At 63.3% G+C, this 22589-nt stretch carries 22 protein-coding genes; 13 read left to right on the top strand and 9 right to left on the bottom strand.

Going from position 1 to position 22589, the window contains the following annotated elements:
- The first annotated feature begins 16 nt into the window (after window positions 1-16).
- The 3 genes from CIT37_RS26345 to CIT37_RS26335 are packed head-to-tail and all read left to right on the top strand — an operon-like array spanning window position 17 to window position 3560.
- Window positions 17-1006 (top strand): acetamidase/formamidase family protein, encoded by a 990-nt coding sequence (locus tag CIT37_RS26345; protein ID WP_028142508.1) that lies wholly within the window; start codon window positions 17-19, stop codon window positions 1004-1006.
- Between the two features lie 16 nt (window positions 1007-1022).
- Window positions 1023-2762, top strand: coding sequence for a nitrilase-related carbon-nitrogen hydrolase (locus tag CIT37_RS26340; protein ID WP_095426601.1), 1740 nt, complete (start codon window positions 1023-1025; stop codon window positions 2760-2762).
- 36 nt (window positions 2763-2798) lie between these two features.
- Entirely contained in the window at window positions 2799-3560 is a 762-nt protein-coding gene (locus tag CIT37_RS26335; protein ID WP_028142510.1) for an SDR family NAD(P)-dependent oxidoreductase, read from the top strand.
- A gap of 112 nt (window positions 3561-3672) precedes the next feature.
- Here the strand turns inward: CIT37_RS26335 and CIT37_RS26330 are convergent, their stop codons facing one another.
- Window positions 3673-4095 carry a hypothetical protein gene (locus CIT37_RS26330; protein WP_152036358.1) on the bottom strand — a complete coding sequence of 141 codons (423 nt, stop codon included), beginning with the start codon at window positions 4093-4095 and terminating at the stop codon, window positions 3673-3675.
- A gap of 205 nt (window positions 4096-4300) precedes the next feature.
- Window positions 4301-4546: a hypothetical protein gene (locus tag CIT37_RS26325; RefSeq protein WP_028142512.1), complete on the bottom strand. Its 246-nt coding sequence runs from the start codon at window positions 4544-4546 to the stop codon at window positions 4301-4303.
- A 496-nt stretch (window positions 4547-5042) separates the two neighbouring features.
- Between CIT37_RS26325 and CIT37_RS26320 the strand changes: the two genes are divergently transcribed.
- From CIT37_RS26320 to CIT37_RS26300, 5 genes are all read left to right on the top strand, one after another.
- On the top strand, window positions 5043-5723 hold the full coding sequence (locus CIT37_RS26320; RefSeq protein ID WP_028142513.1) for a response regulator transcription factor: 681 nt from the start codon (window positions 5043-5045) through the stop codon (window positions 5721-5723).
- Between the two features lie 56 nt (window positions 5724-5779).
- The gene (locus CIT37_RS26315) at window positions 5780-7246 is read left to right on the top strand and encodes a sensor histidine kinase (RefSeq protein ID WP_095426535.1); all 1467 of its coding nucleotides are present in this window, start codon (window positions 5780-5782) and stop codon (window positions 7244-7246) included.
- 93 nt (window positions 7247-7339) lie between these two features.
- Window positions 7340-8332: an RNA polymerase sigma factor RpoH gene (rpoH, locus tag CIT37_RS26310; protein ID WP_095426536.1), complete on the top strand. Its 993-nt coding sequence runs from the start codon at window positions 7340-7342 to the stop codon at window positions 8330-8332.
- Window positions 8333-8471: 139 nt separating this feature from the next.
- Window positions 8472-11654 carry an efflux RND transporter permease subunit gene (locus CIT37_RS26305; RefSeq protein WP_095426537.1) on the top strand — a complete coding sequence of 1061 codons (3183 nt, stop codon included), beginning with the start codon at window positions 8472-8474 and terminating at the stop codon, window positions 11652-11654.
- The gene (locus CIT37_RS26300) at window positions 11651-12922 is read left to right on the top strand and encodes an efflux RND transporter periplasmic adaptor subunit (RefSeq protein WP_038970478.1); all 1272 of its coding nucleotides are present in this window, start codon (window positions 11651-11653) and stop codon (window positions 12920-12922) included. Before CIT37_RS26305 ends, CIT37_RS26300 begins: the two co-directional genes overlap by 4 nt.
- Here CIT37_RS26300 and CIT37_RS26295 read toward each other — a convergent pair.
- From CIT37_RS26295 to CIT37_RS26285, 3 genes are all read right to left on the bottom strand, one after another.
- Window positions 12919-13299 (bottom strand): hypothetical protein, encoded by a 381-nt coding sequence (locus CIT37_RS26295; RefSeq protein ID WP_244611282.1) that lies wholly within the window; start codon window positions 13297-13299, stop codon window positions 12919-12921. The two genes, CIT37_RS26300 and CIT37_RS26295, sit on opposite strands and share 4 nt — an antisense overlap.
- Before the next feature lie 587 nt (window positions 13300-13886).
- A complete protein-coding gene (locus CIT37_RS26290; protein WP_038947981.1) occupies window positions 13887-14120 on the bottom strand; it encodes a hypothetical protein in 234 nt (77 codons plus the stop codon).
- Between the two features lie 176 nt (window positions 14121-14296).
- Complete coding sequence (locus CIT37_RS26285) at window positions 14297-14539, bottom strand: hypothetical protein (RefSeq protein ID WP_038947982.1); 243 nt, start codon at window positions 14537-14539, stop codon at window positions 14297-14299.
- Between the two features lie 314 nt (window positions 14540-14853).
- On the opposite strand from CIT37_RS26285, the gene CIT37_RS26280 reads away from it, so the two are divergent.
- The 3 genes from CIT37_RS26280 to CIT37_RS26270 all read left to right on the top strand — a co-directional run bounded on the left by CIT37_RS26280 (window position 14854) and on the right by CIT37_RS26270 (window position 17039).
- A complete protein-coding gene (locus tag CIT37_RS26280) occupies window positions 14854-15135 on the top strand; it encodes a hypothetical protein (protein ID WP_038947983.1) in 282 nt (93 codons plus the stop codon).
- Window positions 15136-15260: 125 nt separating this feature from the next.
- On the top strand, window positions 15261-16256 hold the full coding sequence (locus CIT37_RS26275; RefSeq protein ID WP_095426602.1) for a Bug family tripartite tricarboxylate transporter substrate binding protein: 996 nt from the start codon (window positions 15261-15263) through the stop codon (window positions 16254-16256).
- Window positions 16257-16583: 327 nt separating this feature from the next.
- Window positions 16584-17039, top strand: coding sequence for a potassium channel family protein (locus CIT37_RS26270; RefSeq protein ID WP_038970476.1), 456 nt, complete (start codon window positions 16584-16586; stop codon window positions 17037-17039).
- A gap of 58 nt (window positions 17040-17097) precedes the next feature.
- On the opposite strand, the gene CIT37_RS26265 is transcribed toward CIT37_RS26270, so the two are convergent.
- Window positions 17098-17781, bottom strand: coding sequence for a helix-turn-helix domain-containing protein (locus tag CIT37_RS26265; RefSeq protein ID WP_028142521.1), 684 nt, complete (start codon window positions 17779-17781; stop codon window positions 17098-17100).
- A gap of 307 nt (window positions 17782-18088) precedes the next feature.
- Here CIT37_RS26265 and CIT37_RS26260 point away from each other — a divergent pair, with 307 nt between their 5' ends.
- Both CIT37_RS26260 and CIT37_RS26255 read left to right on the top strand, forming a co-directional pair.
- Window positions 18089-18712 (top strand): response regulator transcription factor, encoded by a 624-nt coding sequence (locus CIT37_RS26260; RefSeq protein WP_028142522.1) that lies wholly within the window; start codon window positions 18089-18091, stop codon window positions 18710-18712.
- Window positions 18713-18953: 241 nt separating this feature from the next.
- Window positions 18954-19277: a response regulator gene (locus CIT37_RS26255; protein WP_244611407.1), complete on the top strand. Its 324-nt coding sequence runs from the start codon at window positions 18954-18956 to the stop codon at window positions 19275-19277.
- Between the two features lie 15 nt (window positions 19278-19292).
- Here CIT37_RS26255 and CIT37_RS26250 read toward each other — a convergent pair whose 3' ends face one another.
- Genes CIT37_RS26250 through CIT37_RS26240 form a run of 3 tightly spaced genes read right to left on the bottom strand, consistent with a single transcriptional unit; the run spans window position 19293 to window position 22490 of the window.
- Window positions 19293-19877 carry an invasion associated locus B family protein gene (locus CIT37_RS26250; RefSeq protein ID WP_095426539.1) on the bottom strand — a complete coding sequence of 195 codons (585 nt, stop codon included), beginning with the start codon at window positions 19875-19877 and terminating at the stop codon, window positions 19293-19295.
- A 24-nt stretch (window positions 19878-19901) separates the two neighbouring features.
- Entirely contained in the window at window positions 19902-20792 is an 891-nt protein-coding gene (locus CIT37_RS26245) for an alpha/beta hydrolase family protein (protein WP_414645239.1), read from the bottom strand.
- Between the two features lie 9 nt (window positions 20793-20801).
- Window positions 20802-22490, bottom strand: coding sequence for an aspartate:alanine exchanger family transporter (locus CIT37_RS26240; protein ID WP_095426540.1), 1689 nt, complete (start codon window positions 22488-22490; stop codon window positions 20802-20804).
- Window positions 22491-22589: the final 99 nt, after the last annotated feature.

Raw genomic sequence — 22589 nt, 5'->3', positions numbered from 1 at the left:
AGAAGGAGAAAAGAAAATGTCCTGGCACAAAGATTCGATCATGGCTCGCAAGGGCGTGGCCAAGGGAGAGCGCGGCACCTCGTATACGATCACCGAAAGCGAGCAGGGCAAGTATCACTATGTCTACGGCCCCTACGTGAATCCGGTGCTGACCGTGGATCCTGGAGCGGTCGTCTCCGCCGAGACCCACGACGCCTTCGAGGGCGCCATCAAGCACGAAACCGACAGCCCGTCGAAGATTCTCAATTTTCCGTTCCTCAATCCGCAGAATGGACCGATCCACGTCAACGGCGCCGAGAAGGGCGACACGCTCGCGGTCTATATCGAGAGCATCGTGCCGCGCGGGCCGCAGCCGTGCGGCACCACCGTGGTCATGCCGGACTTCGGCGGCCTCGTCAGCACGGGGCAGACCGCGCTGCTCAACCCGGCGCTGCCAGAGCGGGTCAAGAAGCTGGAGATCGACGCCAAGACCGGCACCAAATGGAACGACAAGATCACGTTGCCCTACGAGCCTTTCATCGGCACGATCGGAACGTCGCCGGAGATCGAGGCGATCTCCTCGCTCGTCCCCGATTATTACGGAGGCAACATGGACCTGCCGGACGTCGGCGTCGGCGCCATCGTCTATCTGCCGGTCAACACCAAGGGCGCGCTGCTCTATCTCGGAGACTGCCACGCCGCGCAGGGGGACGGCGAACTCTGCGGCGTCGCGATCGAGCATCCGACCGTGACCACGGTCCAGGTCGATCTCATCAAAGGCTGGACGATCGCCTGGCCACGGCTCGAGACCAAGGATTTCATCATGACCATCGGCTCGGCCCGGCCGATGGAGGATGCCGCGCGCATTGCCTATCGCGAGCTGTGCCGCTGGATGGCGGCGGACTACGGTTTCGAGGAGATCGACGCCTACATGCTGTTGACCCAGGCCGGCCGGGTGCGTCTCGGCAACATGGTCGATCCGAAATACACGCTCGGCGCCTCCATCAAGAAATCCTATTTGCGCTAACGGGGGGATGTCGATCATGCCGTCCGTGCACAAGGTCGCCACTGTCCAGTTCGAGCCGACAATGTTCGAGAAGGAGCGCAACATCGCGCGCCTGCTCGAACTCTGCGAACAGGCAGCGGCGGCCGGCGCGAAGCTCATCGTCACGCCGGAAATGGGAACCACGGGCTATTGCTGGTTCAACCGGGCCGAGGTTCGGCCCTTTGTCGAGAAGGTTCCGGGGCCGACCACCGACCGCTTCGCGGCGCTGGCACGCAAGTACGACTGCTACCTCGTGGTCGGCATGCCCGAAGTCGACGAGGACTACATCTACTTCAACTCGGCCGTCTTGATCGGGCCTGATGGCATCGTCGGCCGCCATCGCAAGACCCATCCCTATATCTCGGAGCCGAAATGGGCGGCGGCGGGCGACCTGCACAACCAGGTCTTCGATACGCCGATCGGACGGATTGCACTCCTCATTTGCATGGACATCCATTTTGTGGAAACCGCACGGCTGATGGCGCTGGGGGGCGCGGATGTCATCTGCCATATCTCCAACTGGCTCGCGGAGCGAACGCCGGCGCCTTACTGGATCAGCCGAGCCTTCGAGAACGGTTGTTACGTGATCGAGAGTAATCGCTGGGGGCGTGAGCGCACCGTCCAGTTCAGCGGCGGGAGCTGTGTGATCGCGCCGGATGGCGAAGTGGTCACGGTCCTTGACAAGGGCGACGGGTTCGCTCTGGCCGAGATCGATCTCGACATGGCTCGTGCGCGCCGCGTGCTCGGTGAGCCGGTGTTCGTTCAGCGCCGGCCCGAGCTGTATCCGGAGTTGCTGACCGATACCTTCAGCTGGAATTCGCGCGAATTCTTCGGTCTCTATGGTCACGAGCCCTGGCCTGAAGGAATGCGCTCGCGCGTCAGCGTGGCCCAATTCGCACCTGGTGACAGCGTTTCAGGAAATCTCGAGGCGATCGCGAATCTTGCCCGCCGGGCCAAGGCCGACGGTGCCAATCTCGTGGTATTCCCGGAACTCGCGGTCACCGGCCTGGCAGGTTCGGCGAAATCGGCCCAGCCGATACCGGGACCTGCCACGGACAGTCTGCACGCGCTCGCTGCGCAGCTCGAAATCTACATCGTTTGTGGAATGGCCGAACGCGCGGGCGATGCCGTTTACAACAGCGCCTGCCTGTTCACGCCGGATGGAAGGATCACGCGTTATCGCAAGACGCATTTGACGGAAGAGGAGCGGAGCTGGGCCACGGCTGGCGATGACTGGGCTGTCGTCGACACGCCTGTCGGGCGCATCGGCCTGCTGATCGGCCACGATGCGGCATTTCCGGAAGCGGGGAGGGTGCTCGCGCTTCGCGGTTGCGACGTCATCGCGTGCTGCGCAGCAGTCAAGGGCCCCTTTGGATCGCCACATGCGGGGACGGCGGTCCAGCAGTCGGCGCCGATTCCGACCGGCGCCGATCCGCATCATTGGCATCACTTCCGCGTCCGCGCCGGCGAGAACAATGTGTTTCTGGCGTTTGCCAATGTGTTCGATCCCGAACACGGCTATCCCGGCCTCAGCGGCGTCTTCGGCCCCGATACCTTCGAGTTTCCGCGCCGCGAGGCGATTGCAGCTGACGACACGGGCCTTGCCACGGCTCTGGTCGACACCACCAATCTCGACAGCGTTTATCCGACCAACGTCGTGCGCCGAAAGGATCTCGTTTCGATGCGGATGCCGCACAGCTATCGGGGATTGGTCAGGACGGTGGCGAATAACCATTGAACGTGCGAGACTGCAGGAAAAGAAAAGGAACCGATCATGGATCTAGGACTTTCGGGCGCCAAGGTTCTCGTCACCGGCAGCACCAAGGGGATCGGTCGCGCGATCGCCGAGACCTTTGCGGCGGAGGGCGCGAATGTCGGCATTTGTGCGCGCAATCAGGCGGATGTCGACAGCACTGTTGCAGCGCTCAAGAGCAAAGGCGTGGCCGCCTTTGGTGCCTCGGTCGACGTTGCCGATGGTGCGGCGCTCAGGGCCTGGGTGGTCGACATGGCGACCAAACTGGACGGGATCGACGTCGTCGTGGCGAATGTGAGTGCGCTGGCTATCGGGCAGGACGATGAAAGCTGGGCGAGGGAATTTTCGACCGACATGATGGGCACGGTCCGGCTGGTGAATGCGGCCATGCCCTATCTCGAGAAGAGCGACGCCGGTGCGATCGTCGCCATATCGAGCGTTTCCGGGCGCGAGGTCGATTTCGCGGCCGGCCCCTACGGCACCTTCAAGGCCGCCATCATCCACTACACGCAAGGTCTCGCCAATCAGCTTGCACACAAGGGCATTCGCGCCAACACGGTCTCGCCGGGCAACACCTATTTCGAAGGCGGGGTCTGGAACACGATCAAGGACAACAATCCCGAGCTCTACAAGACGGCGCTTGCGCTCAATCCCACGGGCCGGATGGGGACCCCGCAGGAGATGGCCAACGCGGTCGTATTCCTCGCAAGTCGTGCCGCGAGCTTCATCACGGGAACGAACCTCGTCGTCGACGGTGCCCTGACGCGCGGTGTGCAGTTCTGAGGTGTCTCCGCCGCGTTGATCGCGGCGGTCGTCGCAAGGAATGTCAGGAGGCCCTCGGCCCGGATCGGCTCAGGCCAGATCCGGGCCGAAGGCAGGGGCCTGCGCTCGCAAATCAGCCGCAGCTCAGCGGCAACGGCGCGTTGGGATGCAGGTCGTACCAGTCGTAGCAGTCGGGATAGGCGCCGTAGAATCCATACGCGGACCGATAGCGACCATACTGATGCAGTGCTTGGTGACTGAGGCCTGTGCCGCGGGAGGCGATGTGATCGCCGAGACCGAGATGGCCTCCGTCAAAGCGCTGTCCGCCACCGAATGCCGCGGTCCCGCCGGGGTGGAATCCTCCGCCGAACCCGCCGGCATGGGCCATGCCGCCGAAATGCGCTCCCCCGCCAAAGCCCATATGTCCGCCGCCAAAGCCGCCGCCGCCAAAACCACCGTGGCCGCCTCCACCACCGCCGCCGCGTGCCTCGGCCGCCCCGACGGTCAACGTCGAGGCAAGTGCCGCTGCGGCCAAAATCATCAATACTCGTTTCATGGGAGCACTCCTTTTCTATCAAGGTGCCCGGCGATCCCTGCAGTTCGCTTCAGCGTCGTGGTGTCGCCAAGCTTCGTGATGAAAGGAAGATAGGAACCGCGCTCGTCAATCCCACTAAATTCGGTTTCAGGAAGGCGAGGGCCGATCGGCAAGGTGATGCGGTCGGCCGACCGAGGTGCCCGGTCGGCCGCAAAAGCCGTAGCGATCAGAAGCTTCCGGTGCCCGGCTCACACGGGACGTTGTCGCCGGTCCACGGCGCCGTCGCAAATGCGCCAACACGCGGCGCCGGAACGCAGGCGCGACCATCCCGATAGAGGGATGCGTTCGATGCGGCCGGATTGGCTTCCATGGAGGACGGCCGCACGACGGCATGCCGTTCGCGTGCCATGACAGGTCCTCCCAGCATGGCGACTGCGATCAATCCGGTCGACAAGAGCTTGAGGGTAGACATTGTGGCTTCTCCTTTGATGACAGCAGGCAGACCAAGCCGGCTCCCCAAGGAGGTGCGGACGATCGCGACCCAACAAAATGCACGAATTGCTCACCGGAGTTCAACGGCCCGTGATCGCTATTCGCATGGCGGCGACGATCGTGCGAATCCGCAATGTTCGCCGCAGAATCCCATCCTTGCGCGTAACGACGGACCCATCGAGAACATATCTATGGTGCATCGCGAGTCCCGGACGGAGATGGGAGATGACCACGACCACAGCACACCTTTCTGCTCGCGCATCGTCGCTGGCCGGCCTCCCAGGCTTCCTGAATTGCAATTTAGTGGTGTTCCATCCTGAGCCGGACTATGTCCCCGCAGGGCGAGCGGTTCATCGCATGCAGGCTCAGCACGGCGCCTTCGGGCGCAATGGGCGTGGAATATGACGACAAGAGCCGCCGAACCCATGCTTCGTCGCCGCAGGCCGAAGCGCCTCCCAGGAGGTGGGACCGGGACAATGACGCGGATTCTTCTGATCGAGGACGACGCCGAGACCGCCGAGTCGGTCATCGCCGAGCTTGCGGATCGTGGCTTTGAGGTTCAGTGGTCGCCCGATGGCATCGATGGTCTCGATCGGGCGCGCTCGTCATGTCCAGATGCCTTGATCGTCGATCGCATGCTGCCCGGAATGGATGGGCTGACCGTCATCGAGGCGTTGCGCAAGGACGAGGTCGGAACGCCCGTCCTGGTGCTGAGCGCTCTCGGCGCGGTCGATGACCGGGTGCGCGGCTTGCGCATGGGAGGAGACGACTATCTCACCAAGCCGTTCGCGCTCATCGAGCTCGTCGCTCGCGTAGAGGCATTGCTGCGCCGTCCGACCGACAGTCGAGAAACCACACTGCGCGCCGGGCCGCTGGAGCTCGACCTGATCGACCGGACCGCGCGGCGCGGCGAGCGTGAGATCGATCTGCTGCCGCGCGAGTTCCGCCTGCTCGAATACATGATGCGTCGCAGCGACCAGCTGTTGACGCGTGCGATGCTGCTCGAGGAGGTTTGGAACTATAAATTCGTTCCTGCAACCACGAACCTGATCGACGTGCATATGGGCCGGCTCCGTCACAAGGTCGACGGCCCCGGGGAGATGCAACTCATCCATAACGTTCGAGGATCGGGATTCCTGCTGCGCGTGCGCCAATAGCTGCGGCGGTCACTTCCGAAATCGCGCAGCATGCACGACTATCGAGCGTCGAACCGATGCGCCAGTTCCACTTTATTCGTTCGAACACGTTTCTCTGGGCCTTGGCGGTGGCGGCGGCCTTTGCGCTGTTCGTGGTCGGGCTGTTCGCGTTCATCTATTGGAAGATCGATGACTATCTGATCGTCCGGTCGGATCGGATGATCACGACGCAGATCGACTTCCTGGCCAGGCTGCCTTCGGCCCGCCGTGTCAACGCGATCACCGATCACCTCGAACAGGACTCCAGGGGCGTGCAGTACGCGGGACTGTTCGACGCCGCCGGAGCCCGGCTCGCCGGCAACATCCAGCGCGTGCCGCAGGAGCTCGAGCTCGACGGGGTGGTGCAGGGGGTGCGGCTCGATCGCATCACCCAATCGACTGACCACGATCCGGTTGTCAGGGCGGCGGCCAGGCGCCTGGAGGGCGGAGCCATCCTGGTCATGGGGAGAAATGTCGATGAGACGCGCGAGATATCGAGTGTCGTGGGGCAGGCTCTCGCGCTCGGCCTGCTGCCGGCATTTTGCCTCTGCCTGCTGGCCGGAGCGTGCTTGAGCATCCGTGCCCAGAGGCGCGTGGAGGAAGTGAACCAGCGGGTCCGGCGGATCGTGGCCGGTGATCTGCGCGAGCGTTTACCACAGGACAATGTGGATGATCCGTTCGCGCGGCTGGCCGGCATCGTCAATGGGATGCTCGACGAAATGGAGACGATGATCAACGCCCTGACTGGCGTCGGTAACGACATTGCTCATGATCTCAGGACACCGCTCACCCGTGCCCGGCTGGCGCTGGAGAGAGGCCGCACGCACGCGGCCACGCTGGAGCAACTCCATGAGGTCGTCGACAAGGCGGTCGCCGGGATCGATCAGTCGCTCGCAATCGTCACCGCGTTGCTGCGTTTGGCTGAGATCGAGAACAACCGCCGGATGGCCGGTTTCGGCGATGTCGCGCTCGACGAGATCCTGCGCGAGGTCTGCGACGTCTACGAGCCCATTGCCGAAGACAAGAACGTCGCGCTTGGCGTCGCCATCGATCGCAAGGTGCAGGTATGGGGCGATCGCGACCTGCTATTCGAGACGGTCGCCAATCTCGTGGACAATGCCGTCAAGTTCACGCCCGCGGGCGGAATGGTCAGGCTCGAGCTGGTGTCGACCGACAAGACCGCGTTCGTGCGCGTGAGCGATACCGGGCTTGGCATCAACGAGCAGGAACGTGAGGCCGTGCTGCGGCGCTTCTATCGTTCCGACAAGATGCGCCACACGCCCGGGGTAGGACTGGGACTGAGCCTGGTGGCTGCCATCGTCAAGCTTCACGGTTTCAGGCTGATCATTTACCCGCCCCCCGGAGGGAGGGTCGAGATCCTTGTCTCGACAGGAGCAAAGGGACCGCGCCCCAGCACCTCGAGATCGCGCGTCACGCGAGGCTTGACCGGACGTAACGTCGGCGGTGATGCGTGGCTCGCGAACGGGGAAAGTCGAGATGCCTGAAAACGAATTCAGGATTCTCAAGTCCAATTTAGTGGCAGCTCCGCGCGAAGGCCTCCTACGCTGACTCGCCAAGTTCGAGCGCGGGAGCAGTGGATGCAAACTCGTCACGTGATTGTGAGAACCAAGACCTCGACGTTCGGCCGAACTCCGTCGGCGAGCGCGGTCAATGCCTACGCAGCAGCCATCAGGCGGTATGATCTGCTGCAGCCTGATCAGGAGCAGCGGCTGGCACGTCGTTGGCAGGAAACGCGGGATCCTGACGCCGCCAACGTGCTCGTCACCAGTCACCTCCGCCTCGCAGCAAGGTTGGCGCGAGGTTACAGGGGATATGGCCTTCCGCTGGCTGATCTCATTGCTGAAGCAAATCTCGGGCTCGTGATCGCGGCCTCCCGTTTCGAGGCCGGTCGCGGCGCGCGGTTTTCCAGCTATGCAGTGTGGTGGGTCAAAGCAACCATTCACGAGTACATCCTGCGGTCCTGGTCGCTGGTCCGCATCGGTACGACGACGGCCCAGAGGAAGCTGTTCTTCAGGCTCCGCAGCGAGATGAGGAGAGCGACAGGCGGTGAGATGGCGGGCCTCACGCTGGAGGCTGCCAGGATGATTGCCGGGAGGCTCGACGTTGCGACGCGCGACGTGATCGAGATGGACTCCCGCTTGAACGGCGACCTCTCGCTGAATGCGCGCGTTGGATGCGACGAGGAGGGAGCCGAGTGGCAGAGCTTGCTGGTTGACGATGCAATCGACGCCGAGACGGTCATCGCCGAGCAGGAACAGACAGAGCGTCGCACCAACGCGTTGCGCCTGGCACTCGATGTCCTTACGGAGCGCGAGCGGCGCGTGTTGGAGGCGAGGCGGCTGGCTGAGCACCCCCGCACGCTCGAACAGCTTGGTCGTGAACTCTCCATCTCGAGCGAGCGGGTCCGGCAGATCGAGATCTGCGCATTCGCAAGGGTCAGACGGGCCGTGGTACTGGCGGCGCAGAATGCGGCGTGCGCTTTCGAATCGCGTGGACGCGTATCTCCCGCGCCGCGTGATTATTCTCGTGGCGTTACGGAATCCACTCCGGAAGAACTCACGTCTCTCTGAGCGATCGAGAACCGGTGATGGACGCGGCCGAGCGCAGTCGTTCCGGCAAGACGTCCTGAATTGGTTTTCATTTGAACGGATGCCGGCTCGTCATCATCTGTTCGAAGTTAGGCGCAATTGTCTTCAGGCGGAAGTCATCATGGGAATTGTTCGATTCGCGCTGAGGTTTCCGCATACGTTCTACGTGCTTGCGGCGCTGATCCTGTTTCTCGGCGGCATCGCGATTTGGTCGATGCCGACGGACGTCTTTCCCGAGATCCGCATTCCCGTCGTCACCGTCATCTGGAGTTACACCGGCCTCTCCACTCCGGAGATGGAGCAGCGTGTCAGCACGTACAGCCAGTATTCGATCAGCGCCAATGTCAGCGGCATCAAGAACATCGAGGCGCAGACGCTCAACGGCTTGTCGGTTCAGAAGATCTACTTCCAGCCGGACGTCAATCTCGATCTCGCGATCTCGCAGATCGTCTCGGCGACGAACGCCATCCGCGCCTTGATGCCGCCGGGTATTCAGCCGCCGGTCATCGTGCAGTTCAATGCCTCGAGCGTGCCGGTGCTGCAGCTCAGCCTCGAGTCCGACAAGCTGAACGAACAGCAATTATACGATTTCGGCATCTACCGGATCCGGCAGCAGATGGCTCCTGTCCCCGGGGTGACGCTGCCAACGCCTGCGGGCGGCAAGTATCGTCAGATCATGGTCGACATCGATCCGAGCAAGCTGCTGTCGCGCGGACTGACGCCGCTCGACATCGTCAATGCAGTGAATACCCAGAAGCTGACGCTGCCGACAGGCACGGCGAAGATCGGCGACACCCAGTACACCGTCCGGACCAATGCGACACCGGCCTCGATCAAGGATCTCAATATGATCCCGGTCAAGTTCGCGAATGGCGCCACGATCCTGCTGCAAGATGTTGCCCAGGTCCGCGATGGATCACAGGTGCAGCAGAACATCGTGCGCGAGGACGGCCATCGTTCGGTCCTGCTCAGCGTGATCAAGAACGGCAACGCTTCGACACTTGCGGTCGTCAACGGTGTCAAGCACGCCTTGAAGTCGATTCGGGCCTCGGCACCTGCCGGGCTGAAGATCAACGAGCTGTTCGATCAATCTGTCTTCGTCACCCATTCGGTCGACGGCGTGCTGCGGGAAGGCGCGATCGCGGCGGGCCTCACGGCGCTGATGATCCTGGTGTTTCTCGGATCGTGGCGGTCGACGCTCGTCGTCCTGATCTCGATCCCGCTCGCGATGCTGTCCTCGCTCGTCGTTCTGCATTTTCTGGGAGAGACCCTCAACACGATGACGCTGGGGGGACTCGCGCTTGCGGTCGGCATACTGGTCGACGATTCGACGGTGACGATCGAGAACACGCATCGGCTCTGGACGGAGGAGGGGATGCCGCTGTCGGACGCAACGCTGCATGGCGCAGCCGAAATCGCGGTGCCGACGCTCGTCTCTACGCTCGCGATCAGTTGCGTGTTCACTTCGGTGGTGTTCCTGCAGGGACCGGCCAAGTACCTCTTCACTCCGCTCGGTCTGGCGGTGGTGTTCGCGATGCTGGCGTCATACGGGCTGTCGCGGACGCTGACACCAATCACGATCGGTCTGCTGCTGAAGGGCGAGCGGCGCCATTCCAAGGACGAGAGTCCGTCCGGGGTTTTCGCGAGGGCCTCCGCCATGTTCGAGCGTGGATTCGAGCGGCTGCGCGACGGCTATTCCGATCTCCTGATGGTTTTACTTCGGCGCCGGAGCATCGTCCCGGTGGTGGCCGCGCTGATGCTGGCCCTCGGGGGCGTCATGTTCATCTACGTCGGCAGGGACTTCTACCCCTTGATCGACGGTGGTCAGATCCAGCTCCATGTTCGCGCACCCGCCGGCACCCGCATCGAGCACACGGAGGCGATCTTCCAGGCGGTCGAGGACAAGATCCGCGAAGTCATTCCGGACAAGGACCGGGCACTGATCGTCGACAATATCGGACTGCCGGCGCGCTCCTATAATCTGGCATTCACCGACGGTTCGACGATAGGGGTGAACGACGGCACCATCCTCGTGTCGCTCAAGGACGGACACAGGCCGACCGCGGATTATGTCAAGAAGCTGCGCCAGGTGCTGCCATCCGCATTTCCCGAGGATCTGTTCTATTTTCAGGCGGCGGATATCGTCACGCAGATCCTGAACTTCGGCCTGCCGGCGCAGATCGACGTCCGGACGGCCGGCTACGGCGCCAACAATCTGGCGGTCGCAGAGCAGGTGCAGAAGAGCCTGGCGGCAGTTCCCGGGATCGTCGATGCGCATCTTCAGCAGGAGGTCGACGCTCCCGCATTCTACGCTGACATAGACCGCACCCGCGCTGCGCAGCTCGGGCTCAATGCCAGCACGGTTGCGACAAACATCAATGTCAGCCTCAGCTCGTCCGCCCAGGTCTCGCCCAATTTCTGGACCGATCCGACGTCAGGCATCCCGTACTATCTGGCTGTGCAGACCCCCGAATACAAGGCCAATACGCTCAACGCTTTGGGTAACACACCGGTTTCGGCCTCGCTTGCTGCAAGCGGGCAGACAGTCCCGGGCCTGCTCAGCAACGTCGCAACGTTCAAGCGGGGCACCGTGCCCACCAATTTGAACCAGGCCAATGTCCAGCCGGTGTTCGACGTCTATGCGAGCGTCCAGGGCCGCGATCTCGGCAGCGTCGCAGCCGATATCGACAGGGTGACCGCGACGCTGCAGAAGCAGCTCCAGCCCGGCAATTCGATCCAGGTCCTGGGCCAGATCCAAAGCATGCATCAGTCGTTTCGCGATCTCGGGATCGGGCTGCTGTTTGCAGCCATCCTGGTCTATCTGCTGATGGTTGTGAACTACCAGAACTTCGGCGATCCCTTCGTCGTCATCCTGGCGCTGCCGGCAACCTTCTGCGGTATCGTGACGATGCTGTTCATCACGGGAACGACGTTGAACGTGCCTTCGCTGATGGGCGCGATCATGGCGATCGGCGTCGCGTCCGCCAATTCGATCCTGCTCGTGACCTTCGCGCGTGACGAGCAGCTGAAGGGGCAGTCGGCCCTCCAGGCTGCGTTGAGCGCGGGTCGCACGCGAATCCGTCCGGTCCTGATGACGGCCGCCGCGATGATCGTGGGCATGATCCCGATGGCGATCGGAGGCCCGGGCGAGGAGCAAAACGCGGCGCTCGCGCGTGCCGTTATTGGTGGGCTGCTGTTTGCAACGCCGACGACATTGCTGATCGTGCCCTATCTCTTCGCCATGCTGCGCAAGCGCAACGATGGCAGGCCTCATCACGGCGTATTCGAGGAGATACCGAAATGAGCGATGTTGGCGCGCGGACCAATGATGACGACGCAAGGGACCGATCTGATGCGGAGAGCTGCCGGATCGTGGAATTGCCCGGAAGGGGCGGGCGGCCGCAGCGCCGCTACGGCGGCGTGTTGCTCGGAGGTGGTGTGCTCCTGCTGCTCGCAGGCGGTCTTGGTATCGGCGGCTGGCGGCACTATCAGGCCGCGCGCGACGTCGCTGCAGTGACAGAGAAGAGCAGGACCGCCGTTCCGGAGGTTCGGGTGGCCACGGTTCGACCCAGCAGCGACATCATGAAGGTCACCTTGCCTGCGACGACGACGGCATTCGAGGCGGCAAATATTTTCGCGCGGGCCAGCGGCTATATCGAGAAGCGTTACGTGGATATCGGTGATCGGGTGAAGAAGGGCGACCTTCTGGTGGAGATCACCGCGCCGGAGCTCGACCAGCAGATCGCGCAGGCCCAGGCGACGCTGGCGCAGAACCAGGCCTCGCTGCAGCAGGCGCAGGCGAGCCGGGAGCTTGCCGACGTCACCAATGCGCGGGATGGCAATCTGGTCAAGCAGGGCTGGCTGACGGCACAGCAGGGTGACAACGACCGTCTCACACTGCGTGCCCAGCAGGCGGCCGTGAATGTGGCCCAATCGAATATCACGGCGCAGGAAGCGCAGATTCGCGTTCTTCAGCAGGAGAAGGCGTACCAGCGCGTGGTGGCGCCGTTCGACGGCGTGATCACGCAGCGTAATGTGGACAATGGCAGCCTGGTACAGGCCGGATCGACCTTCATGTTCACGCTGATGCATGCCAACGTGATCCGAACGCAGGTGTTCGTTCCACAGGACGAGGCCTTCGGAGTCGCGCCGGGCGTTGATGCCGAGATCCGCGTCCCCGAGATTCCGGACCGGACGTTTCCGGGCAAAGTTACGCGCATCGCAACCGCGTTGCAGCCGGGAAGCCGAACGCTGCTGACCGAGATCGACGTCCCGAATCCGGATGGAGCCTTAAGTCCCGGCATCTATTGCACGGTCGAGCTGTCGATCCCGCGCAAGACCCCATCGATGACGGTTTCGTCCGATGCGCTGGTCTTCGATCAAAACGGACTTCACGTCGTGGTGGTGCGGAATGGCACCGTTCATCTGCAGAAGGTGTCGATCGCGCGGGATTTCGGTACGTCGGTCGAAGTCCGCGACGGCGTGCAGCCTGGCGAGCAGGTCGTGCTCAATCCGGCGATCAATCTGGCGGAGGGCAGCAAGGTCGCCATTCGCAAGCAGGACGCAAGCTAGGGCACGGGCATGATCCGGATCGTACCCGCCGCGCTGATTGTCCTGCAGCTGGGCTGTTGTCCCAGCGACGCCCAGGTGGCAACGACCGGGAGCACGGCAATGAGTCTTCCAACCGTGCCGGGGGCTGTCGTCATCTCGCCGCTCAACAGCCCTGGCCCGTTTTCCGCAACGACCGAGCCCGGCGCACCCGATACGACGCTGGCGCCGGTTCCGCTCGCCTCTAATCCGACGACGCCGGGTACGGTTGTTGTCTGCGCGCCGCCGTCGAATTCTCCGGCATTGGCGCCGGCGATACCGGTCGTGTCGAGCACGGGCCTGCCGATGCCGGGCAGTGTGGCTCCAGTACTTCCGGTCATGGGGCAGATCAGCAGCTCCACGGGGACAATTCCTGCGGCTGCGCCCGCGGGAGCGGGAACGACAGTCACCTGCAGTTCAACGCCTGGAGGGCAGACGACGAGTGCTGCGTCTCTGCCGCTCTTGATCCCGCAAGTGCCGGCCAATCCGGTGCCTGGGACGATCCTGGAGGACACCAGCGGGGCCGGCGGCACTGGCATTGATCCAAATGCCGTCGTGCCTAGTCCGAACAGCTCCGCCTGCATGGAAGGGGTTTCGATGAACCTGGCGTCGCCTGCGACAATGTTACCGGCCAATGCGTCGGGTGCCGCGCCAACGCCGGGAGTGTCGCCGATCCCGCCGCCGGGATGCTGACGAAAGCCGTGCCGCGTCGAACTGCTGGGTCGCGGCAGTCTTCTTCCTTGAGGCCGGCACTTCGCTGGGCGGCGGCAGCGACGTGGCGAACGATTCAATATGTGTCGATCCCGGAAGGAAGAATGGCAGCATCAGGGAAAGTTGCCATTCTTCCTTCCATCCGTGAGGCAGACAAGCCTCCTGACCGCGTGACGATCCCTTCAGCTCAGCGCCGGCAGTTGCCTTGTGCCGAGGGGGCGTCGTCCAGCGCGCGCAATCAGTAGCCGGATGTCGGCTCGCAGGGCGGACGGCGCCATGGCGCGGATGCGTAGGCGCCGACGTCCGGAGCCCTCACGCAGCCGCGCTTGGCAGTGACCGGAATACGTTGCGTCGAGGCGTAGGCGTCGACATTCGTCCGCCGCGCGTTCGTATTGCCTTCGCGAGCCATCGCGGGGGAGGCAACCATGGCTGCGGCGATCAAGCCGGCGGAAAAGAGTTTCAGTGTAGTCATTGCAGGTCTCCTTGACCAAGCGACGCCGGGAACGCCTCGGCTCGCCGGCCAGACATGTGGATGCGAACGACGATCATTTTCGTCTTTGCATGAAGTCATGGTCACGCATGGATTCCGGGGATTTCAGCAAAGGACTGTCGCTTCCGATCGGTCGCGCCCGAGACATCGTTCTTGTCTCATTGGCGCCAGTGGTGGTCGTGAACGTGAACCGCGCCGAACACGGGGGCCGCGCCGCCGGGACGTTCGAGCCCCATGCGTCCCGCCGGAGTCAACGCGCCGCCATTCAGCACGTCGCGATCGGGAAACATCGAGGCAAAGGCAGCGGGCTCCTGGTCGGCGAAGGACCAGGCCGCGGACGCTGACGATGCCGTCGCTGTTGAAATCAGTGTCGCGGCAATCAGGATCTTGAATGCACTCATAGCGCTTCTCCGTTTCTTGGTGTGCGCGGAGAGTCGCTTGGCGATGATCGCTGCTCGGCTGGTGGCGTTTCCGGAAGTGTCTTCTATACCAAGCTATATAGGCAGCGCGGTCAGCAAAGCTCGCTGGACATGCATCACTCTTGCGAGACGATGATCGAATGTCAGCGATGGCCGCGCCGTCGATGATTGCTAGTGCGCCGTCGAAACGGAGTTCTGTCACCGATGTCATAATTGATCGCGCGATCGTGCATGGTCAGTTTGCGCGCGGCGTCCAGTTCTAGATGACAAGTCATGCAACATGTGGAGTGTGGACCATGAGACAGCTTTCGTTTCTCTGCATCGTCGCCTGCCTTGCTCTCTCAGGCGCGGCGTCCGCGCGTGGCGGCATTGGTTCACACATGTCCATGACGAGCGGCGGGGCGCTCGGCTCGAGTGCCGCCGTGCCGGGGACGAACTCGCTCGGCACGGCGCTGCCATCGTCCGAGAGCGGTCATCGCGCGACGAAGGGGCCGTTGCTCGGCACGGACCCGACAATCGACAAGGACGACGCCCAACTCGAGAAGATGCTCGAAGGATCGATCTGCCGCGGCTGCTGAGGACGCGAATAGTGACGGTGCGGCGCTTTGTCGCCAGCACAGTGCAGGGCAGCGATCTCCCCGAGCGGATTTTCAAGGACCTTCATTCGTGTAAGATGACCGCGACGGTCCTGAATACGCAGAAGATGTCTCTCCTTTCACGCCGAGAACTGCTCGATAGGGCGGCGCGTATCACGGCGCTCGCCGCATGGCCCGGCTGTGCTGCAGCCGACGACTATCCCTCCCGTCCCATCCGGCTGGTCATTCCCTATACGGCTGGCGCCGCTGGTGATCAGATCGGCCGTCCCTGGGCCGACAGGATTACCTCGCTGCTGGGGCCGATCTATGTCGAGAATATCGGCGGCGCCGGCGGTGCGATCGGCTCGGCCGCGGTGGCGCAGAGCGCACCCGACGGCTATTCGCTTCTGCTCGGCAATGGCAGCACCCATGTGATGATTCCGTTGTCCTCCACGCAGCCTGCCTACGACACGGTTCGCGATTTCCGCGCCGTCTATCGCCTGATCACCAGCACGCTGGCATTCGCGGTTCATCCTTCCTTGCCTGTGAAGGACCTGCGAGAGCTGGCAGCTTTTGCGAAAGCCAATCCGGGCAGGCTGTCCTATGGCACTCCGGGGGTGGGCACCGGCAATCATCTCATCGGAGAGATGTTCAGGCAGCAATCCGGTGTTGCAGCGGACCTTGTCCACGTTCCTTATCGAGGCATGGGCCCCGCCACCAACGACCTCGTCAGTGGCCAGATCTCGTCGGTCATTGCCGTGGTCTCGAGCCAGATCCTGCAATTGCACCATGCGGGCAAGCTGCGGCTGATCGCCGTGACGAGCGATCGGCGGCTGAGCGGCGCGCCGGACATTCCGACGGTGATCGAATCCGGCATGCCGGGCCTCAGATATGCCGGCTGGTTCGGCTTGTTCGCTCCAAGAGCGACCCCGGATGTGATCGTGGAGCGGATCGCTGCTGCGACCCATACTGCGATGGCAGATCCACGGTTGCAGGAAAACTATCGTTCGCAAGGTCTGGAGCCGGACGTCGATTCAGGTCCCGACCAGTTTCAGCACCTGGTCGCGGACGAGCTGGCCCGACTGGCTCCCATCATTAAGTTGATCGGGCTCAAGCGCGACTGAGATCACGCCGGGGCGCCTCGCAGCCAAAGGGTCGTAGCGCTCGGCCTCCGGGAATTTCGCCGATTTAAGCAACGCGTCCGTCCTGTCGCAACTCTCGCCGGCCGGATCGGCACTGGCGATCTCCCGGCCGTAGGAGCAGCATTGACTTAAGTCAACCGCTGCCATGGCCGATTGGCGCGAGTGTGGCATGCTCGCTAACGTCAATTTCCAGGCCTTCGCCGTGGCCGACGAGGGGAAAACGCGACGGCGCGTCGACGGGCGGACCTTTGGCATCGTTTGGCGGGGACGTAAGACGTCCCGGGGCAAATTGAGGGCGGGTGGGTTGCCATGATGCTACAGTTCCTCGCCGGCACGCTGGTCAGCATGATCAATATCGGACTCCACGCGCTCGTAACGGTCGTGGCCGTCGGGATCGCGCGCAGCGCGGGTTTGCGTCACTCCGAGCGACCGAAATTGCACCTGATGGGCGTCATGATCGCGACCGCCGTGGTGCTGAAGGTCGCGCACATGCTGGAAATCCTGATGTGGGCCGCGACCTACGGCATCGTCCAGGCTGCCGCCGCCGACACTGACCTGCTCTACTTTGCTTTCGTCAACTACACCACGCTCGGTTATGGCGACATCACGCCGGTGCGCGAATGGCGGCTGATCGGCCCGTTCACCGCCATGAATGGCGTACTGTTGTTCGGCTGGTCCGCCGCCATTCTTTTCGAGGTATTGCGCAAGACGCTCGAGCATCTTGGACTGACTGAAGCGCCTGGCCCAGTTTCACGCCGGCCATGAAGGGCGCGGCGAGCGGCGCCCCGGATCGTCCGGCAACCGCGACCGACGTTTCGCCAGTTCAAGGATGCAGATCGAGGCTGGCGAGCTGATTCCGGTCGAGCAACACGATCTGCCGTTGGGTGTTGCCGATGAACCCGAGGATGCCGAGCTCGTGCAGGCGCGACAGAGCGCGCGAGACGGTCTCCAGCGTCAGGCCGAGATAGTCGGCAATATCGCGTCGCGACATCGGGAGCGCGATGACGCCTGCCGCCGTCAGCCGCTTGTCCATCTCGAGCAGGAACGCCGCGACCCGCTCCAGCGAGGTCTTGCGGCCGAGCAACAGCATGTGGTCTTCCGCGTGCTGGAGATTGTTCGTGGTCATGCTGAGCAGGTTTCTGGCCACCATGGCATCGCTCTCGGCCACTGATTCAAGACTTTGTCGCTTGATCAGGCGCACCGTGGTGTCGACGACCGCTTCCGTCGTGAATCGATGCTCCCCACCGTTCTCGAGCCCAAAGATGTCGCCGATGAGGTGGAATGCGCCGATCTGCCGGCGACCATCCGACAACAGCTTGTAGCTTCGCACCGCGCCCGCCTTGACCTGATAGACATATTTGGCGGGCTCTTTCTCGCCGTAAATCTCGGTGCCTTTTCTGTACGAAAATTCGCTTAAACTGACGAGCGCATTTGAATCGCTGGTCATGCCGAGGTCACGGAGGGAATTGGGACGCAGTGCGGAATCGGTTGTGATGCGAACAAACATGGGCCAGGTCCTCAGCTCATCGCCGAATTTGGTCCGTCCGACGAAGTATTTTCGCTACTGGGAATGCGCCGCGCTGTTCCGCTCCCGCCGGGTTGATTTACGCCCAAGGCGGTATTCCAATCCATTGTCCCTAGGTTCATTGTACCAAGGGACAGCTCTGGCGCTTGGTGCGCGGAATGAGAAAGCGCTGTTGCTGCGAGGATTTGGTTCATTGGAGCAGATATTTCGGTTCTGAAGCTGTTGAAGACGACTTTGTCGAGCGAGAGGACGTCAATGGTCCTCGCTGGAACTGGCCGAGAGGTTGAAGGTGTCGGGTCTCGTTCACGTGGTTGATGACGACGAGTCCTTTCGGACCGCGATCGCACGGCGTCTGAAGCTCGCCGGCTATGAGGTCGCGACCTATGCGTCGGCACTGGAGTTGGAGGAGTCTGCGCTGGATCCCGAGCAGGCCGGATGCATTCTGCTCGACGTGCGCATACCTGGATTGAGCGGCCCCGATTTGCAGGCGCGATTGATCGCGTCCGGCTCGACGCTGCCGATCATCTTCCTGACCGGGCATGCAGACACGCCGACCACCGTGCGGGCGATCAAGGCGGGTGCGGAAGACTTCCTGACCAAGCCGATATCCTCCGAGCAGTTGATCGATGCGATCGAGCGCGCTCTGGCAGGTCAGCGGACGGCGCGCGTCCAGCGCAGCAAGCTGGAGACGTTTCGTACCCATCTGGCCACGCTGACGCATCGCGAGCGACAGGTGTTCAATCTCATCGTGCGCGGCCGGATCAACAAGCAGATTGCGCATGAACTCGGGACGACCGAACGCACCGTGAAAGCACACCGCCATCAGGTCATGGAGAAGATGCAGGTACATTCGCTTGCGGAACTCGTTTCGATCGCGGAACGGCTCGGAATGCTCGGTACGAACGAGGATTAGCTGCTTCTTCACCGCAAGCCCGGTTCCCACGGTGTGATTGCCCCAAAGGACAGTATCAAGGCGTGTTGACAGTGCACGGCGAGGCGTGCGCAATGATGCACGGGCGCCGGGTCGGCAACGCAGTGCAGGCGGATGCAGTATCCCACCGCCGTTACAGCGCTCTCAGTTCGTTCATCTCCTGGAAAGGCAGATCGCCTTGCCGCTATGCCGGTCCGTTTTTGTCGTCGATGACGATCCGTCCATGCGGGCCAGCCTGAACAGGTTGCTGCGCGGCCACGGTTTCGACGCCGCGCTATTCGAGTCCGCGGGGGCCTTGCTCCAACACGACAAATTCCACACCGCGATCTGCATCGTCCTCGACATCGATCTTGGTGGAAAATCCGGCATCGACGTGCGGCGAAGCTTGACCGAGCAGGGCGTCACCGCGCCGGTGATCTACATCACCGGCAACGACAGCCCGGCGAACCGCGCTGCGGCGCTTGGGTCCGGCTGCCTCGCCTATCTGACCAAGCCCTTCACGGCGGAGTCGCTGATCGGATCCATTGAACGCGTTGGCATCTCCTGAGATCAACTCGCCCCGTCATTCGTCGATATCCTGCTCCAGCGTCCTGGCTGGCGTCCCTTTGCGGACGGTGGCGAACTGCGCCAGGGGAATTGAAGTCGTCATGGCGAGAAGGTTCGAATCGACCAGTTCAAGCGTCAGGGTCTTGCCGGACTCCATCTCCCTGATGATCTTCGGCGCCGCCACATCGGCAGCGATGCACAGATTGGTGAGACACCAGGTATAGGGCAGGCGGAAGGGCGCGCCCTGGTCGACGCTCAACCTGGGCGACTGTTGCAGGTACATGCCGACAGGCACGAACAGTTGCAGCCGGGCCGCGGCGGCGTCTTCGCGTTCGATCAGATCGACGCGCACCGCCGTCTGTCCGGTCGCGAACTGGCCGGTGATCGAGGTCCGGCACAGTGTGGGCGCGCCGCCTGCCTTGAAGCAGAGCTTCTGCCAACCGCCGTAGCTGATGTCCTTTGCTTCACGCTGACCACGTGTGGCGACTTCGGCCGGCCTCTCGGCCTGGGCACCCTTCGGTGCGGCATGGCCGGGCGCCGCCGTGGCGGCGGCGATGGCGATAAGCAGGAGACTGGCAAGGCCGTTACGGGCATTGGTCATGATTGGGCCTCCGGATCTGGGCATCTATTTCAGCGCGTCGAGGAACGTCGTTACCAGTGGCGACCAGAGCGGGATGGCATCCCTCGAGCCGATGAAGAAATGGCCCTCATTGCCGAACGGCGGCATCAGGTGATACTCGGCCCGGCCGCCGGCGACGGTGAAGGCCGTATGCATGCGCTTCGACAGGTCCGGCCCGAAGAAGGTGTCGTTCTCGATATAGATCCACAGCATCGGCACACGCGATGTGCGGCCGAAATCCGCGGTGGCCTCAACCAGTCTGTCGGGGGCGCAGTTGTTGTTCGGCTTGCCGCCGACGCGTCCACCACGGCCCGCAGCGAAGGTGATGATGGCCTTCACCTGCGGCGGGTTCATGCTCGACAAGGCGATCGAGGCCCAGCCACCGGCGGACTGCCCGATCACGATCACGTCCTTGGGGATGATGCGCTTCTCGGCGGCCAGATAGTCGATGATATCGAGGTCGACCTTGGCGACCGCGAGCCCGGCGTCGTGGAAATTGGGATTGCTGCACTTGCCGATCTTGGAGAAGAACGGTCCGTAGACCGCGCGCTCGGGAATGTCGATGGCGGCTGCGCCATAGCCGGAGCCGACCGGCGCCACCACGAGGTAGCCGCGCCTTGCGAACCATTGGGCGGCGTCGCGGAATTCGACCAGCGGAAAGAAGCTGCGGTCGGTCGGGTTGAGCGAGACGCCGTGGTTCATGATCACGAGCGGGAAGGGGCCGTCGCCGACGGGACGCACCAGATAGGCGAACATCGGAAGCGCTAGTGGCAGCGCCCAGATCTCTTCCTGGATGCGGAGGTCATCCTCCGCGCGCGCGGCCGCGGCGAAGGCGGCCCACGCGAACAAGATGGCCGCGAAGCATCCCAGCACCGATCTGGCCGGTCGCCGCATCATGGGTCTCCGTCATCCGCTGTAGGTTGCCGCGACGATGATCGGCCCGAGCACCGTGAGCACCACGTTTCCGACCGCATATGGCACGGCGACGCCAAGGACCGGCGTCTGGCTCTCGGCCACCTCGCACGCGCCGGTCACCGCGGCATCCACGGTCATGGCGCCGGCCAGTGCGCCGCAGGTCACGACCGGGTTCATGCGCAGCACATAGAAGGCAAACAGCGTCGCGACGATCAGCGGCACGAGCGTGATGACGAGACCCATGCCGACCAGAAACAGCCCGTGGGCCTGGATCGCGGCCCAGGCCGCGGCGCCGTTGCCGAGCCCGATCGCCGCGATGAAGCCGCCGAGTCCGAGATCGCTCAGGGTCTGTTGCGCCGCCGGCGGCAATGCGCCCATGGTCGGCTTGCGCGACCGTAGCCAGCCGCAGACGAGGCCCGCGATCAGCGCGCCGCCGCCACCGCCGAGCGTGAGCGCGACGCCGCCGATCCTGAAGCTGACGAGCCCCGCGAGCAGGCCGGCCGCAATGCCGGCGGCAAGAAAGGCGATGTCGGCGCGATCACCCGACCGCAGGATCTGGCCGATGGCCTTTGCCGCACGTTCGATATTGCGCGTGCTGCCGACCAGCGTCATGACATCGCCGACATAGATCCGTGTGTCCGCGCTCAAGGGAACCTCGCGGCCCATGCGGGTGAGTGCGCGTAGAAAGACGCCCCGGGCGTCGGTGCCGACACGCGTTGCGATCTCCTGGATCGAGCGGCCGTGGAGATGGCGATTGTCCACGAGCACCTCCAGCACGTTGCCCGGGACGGCCTTCAAGATTTCGTCGGCGTCGATCTCGGTGCCGATGATCGGCTTGGCGGCGACGATGACCGCAGTGCGGCCGGCGATGACGATGTCGTCGCCGGCCTCGAGCTCGGTCTCCAAATGTGGCTCGATGTCCGAGCCTTGGCGGACGATGCGCTCGACCACCGTGCGGCTTCCGATTTCCTCCTCGATCGACTTGACCGTGCGCCCGGCGCCCGCGGTCACGCGATAGGCGCGGGCCTGGAACTTGCGATAAGAGAGGTTTTCGGTTTTGGGCGGTTCGCCGCCGGCAAGCTCCGCCTCGAGCTTCTTTGCCTCGGCCTTCAGGTCGATCCGCATCAATTTCGGCGCGACGAAGGGGACGAACAGCAGCGTCAGGATATAGCCGAGCACATAGGTCACGGCGTAGCCCGCTGCGATGTTCGCCTCCTGCTGGCTCAGCACATCCCTGGACAGGCCGAGCTGGGCCAGTGCGCCCGAGGCGGTGCCGATGACCGACGATTGCGTCAAGGCTCCGGCCGCAATCCCCGAAGCGGTGCCGGGATCGAGCCGGAAGCCGTGGGCAAACAACAGGACGACGACCAGACCGGTGCCGCCCAGCACCAGCGCCATGGCGACCTGCGCGAGCGTGCGGACGCTCAAGGAGGCGAAGAACTCGGGCCCGGACCGGTAGCCGATCGTGAACACGAACAGGCTGAACAGGATCACGCGGAGCAGCGGCGGAAACGCAAAACTGCCGAGCTGTCCGAGCAGCACGGAAACGATCAGGATGCAGGCCGTGGTCCCGACGGCGAAGCCGCGGATCCGGACTCGGCCCAGGATCGTGCCGATGGCGACGGCCAGCAGCAGAAAGATTTCGGGAGCGGTGGAGATGATCCACCTGACGGTATCCATGTCGCATCTCCCCATGCGCTTTGCCGTGATCTCAGTCGGGAAATCGCGGGCATTGCTTGATCCAGATCAAGCCCTGCGAGCGGCAAGGCCCCGCCTATC

The sequence above is a fragment of the Bradyrhizobium ottawaense genome, assembly GCF_002278135.3.
Lineage (GTDB): Bacteria > Pseudomonadota > Alphaproteobacteria > Rhizobiales > Xanthobacteraceae > Bradyrhizobium > Bradyrhizobium ottawaense.
The sequence above is the reverse complement of the archived record's forward strand: the minus strand, read 5'-3'. Positions and strand labels throughout refer to the sequence as shown.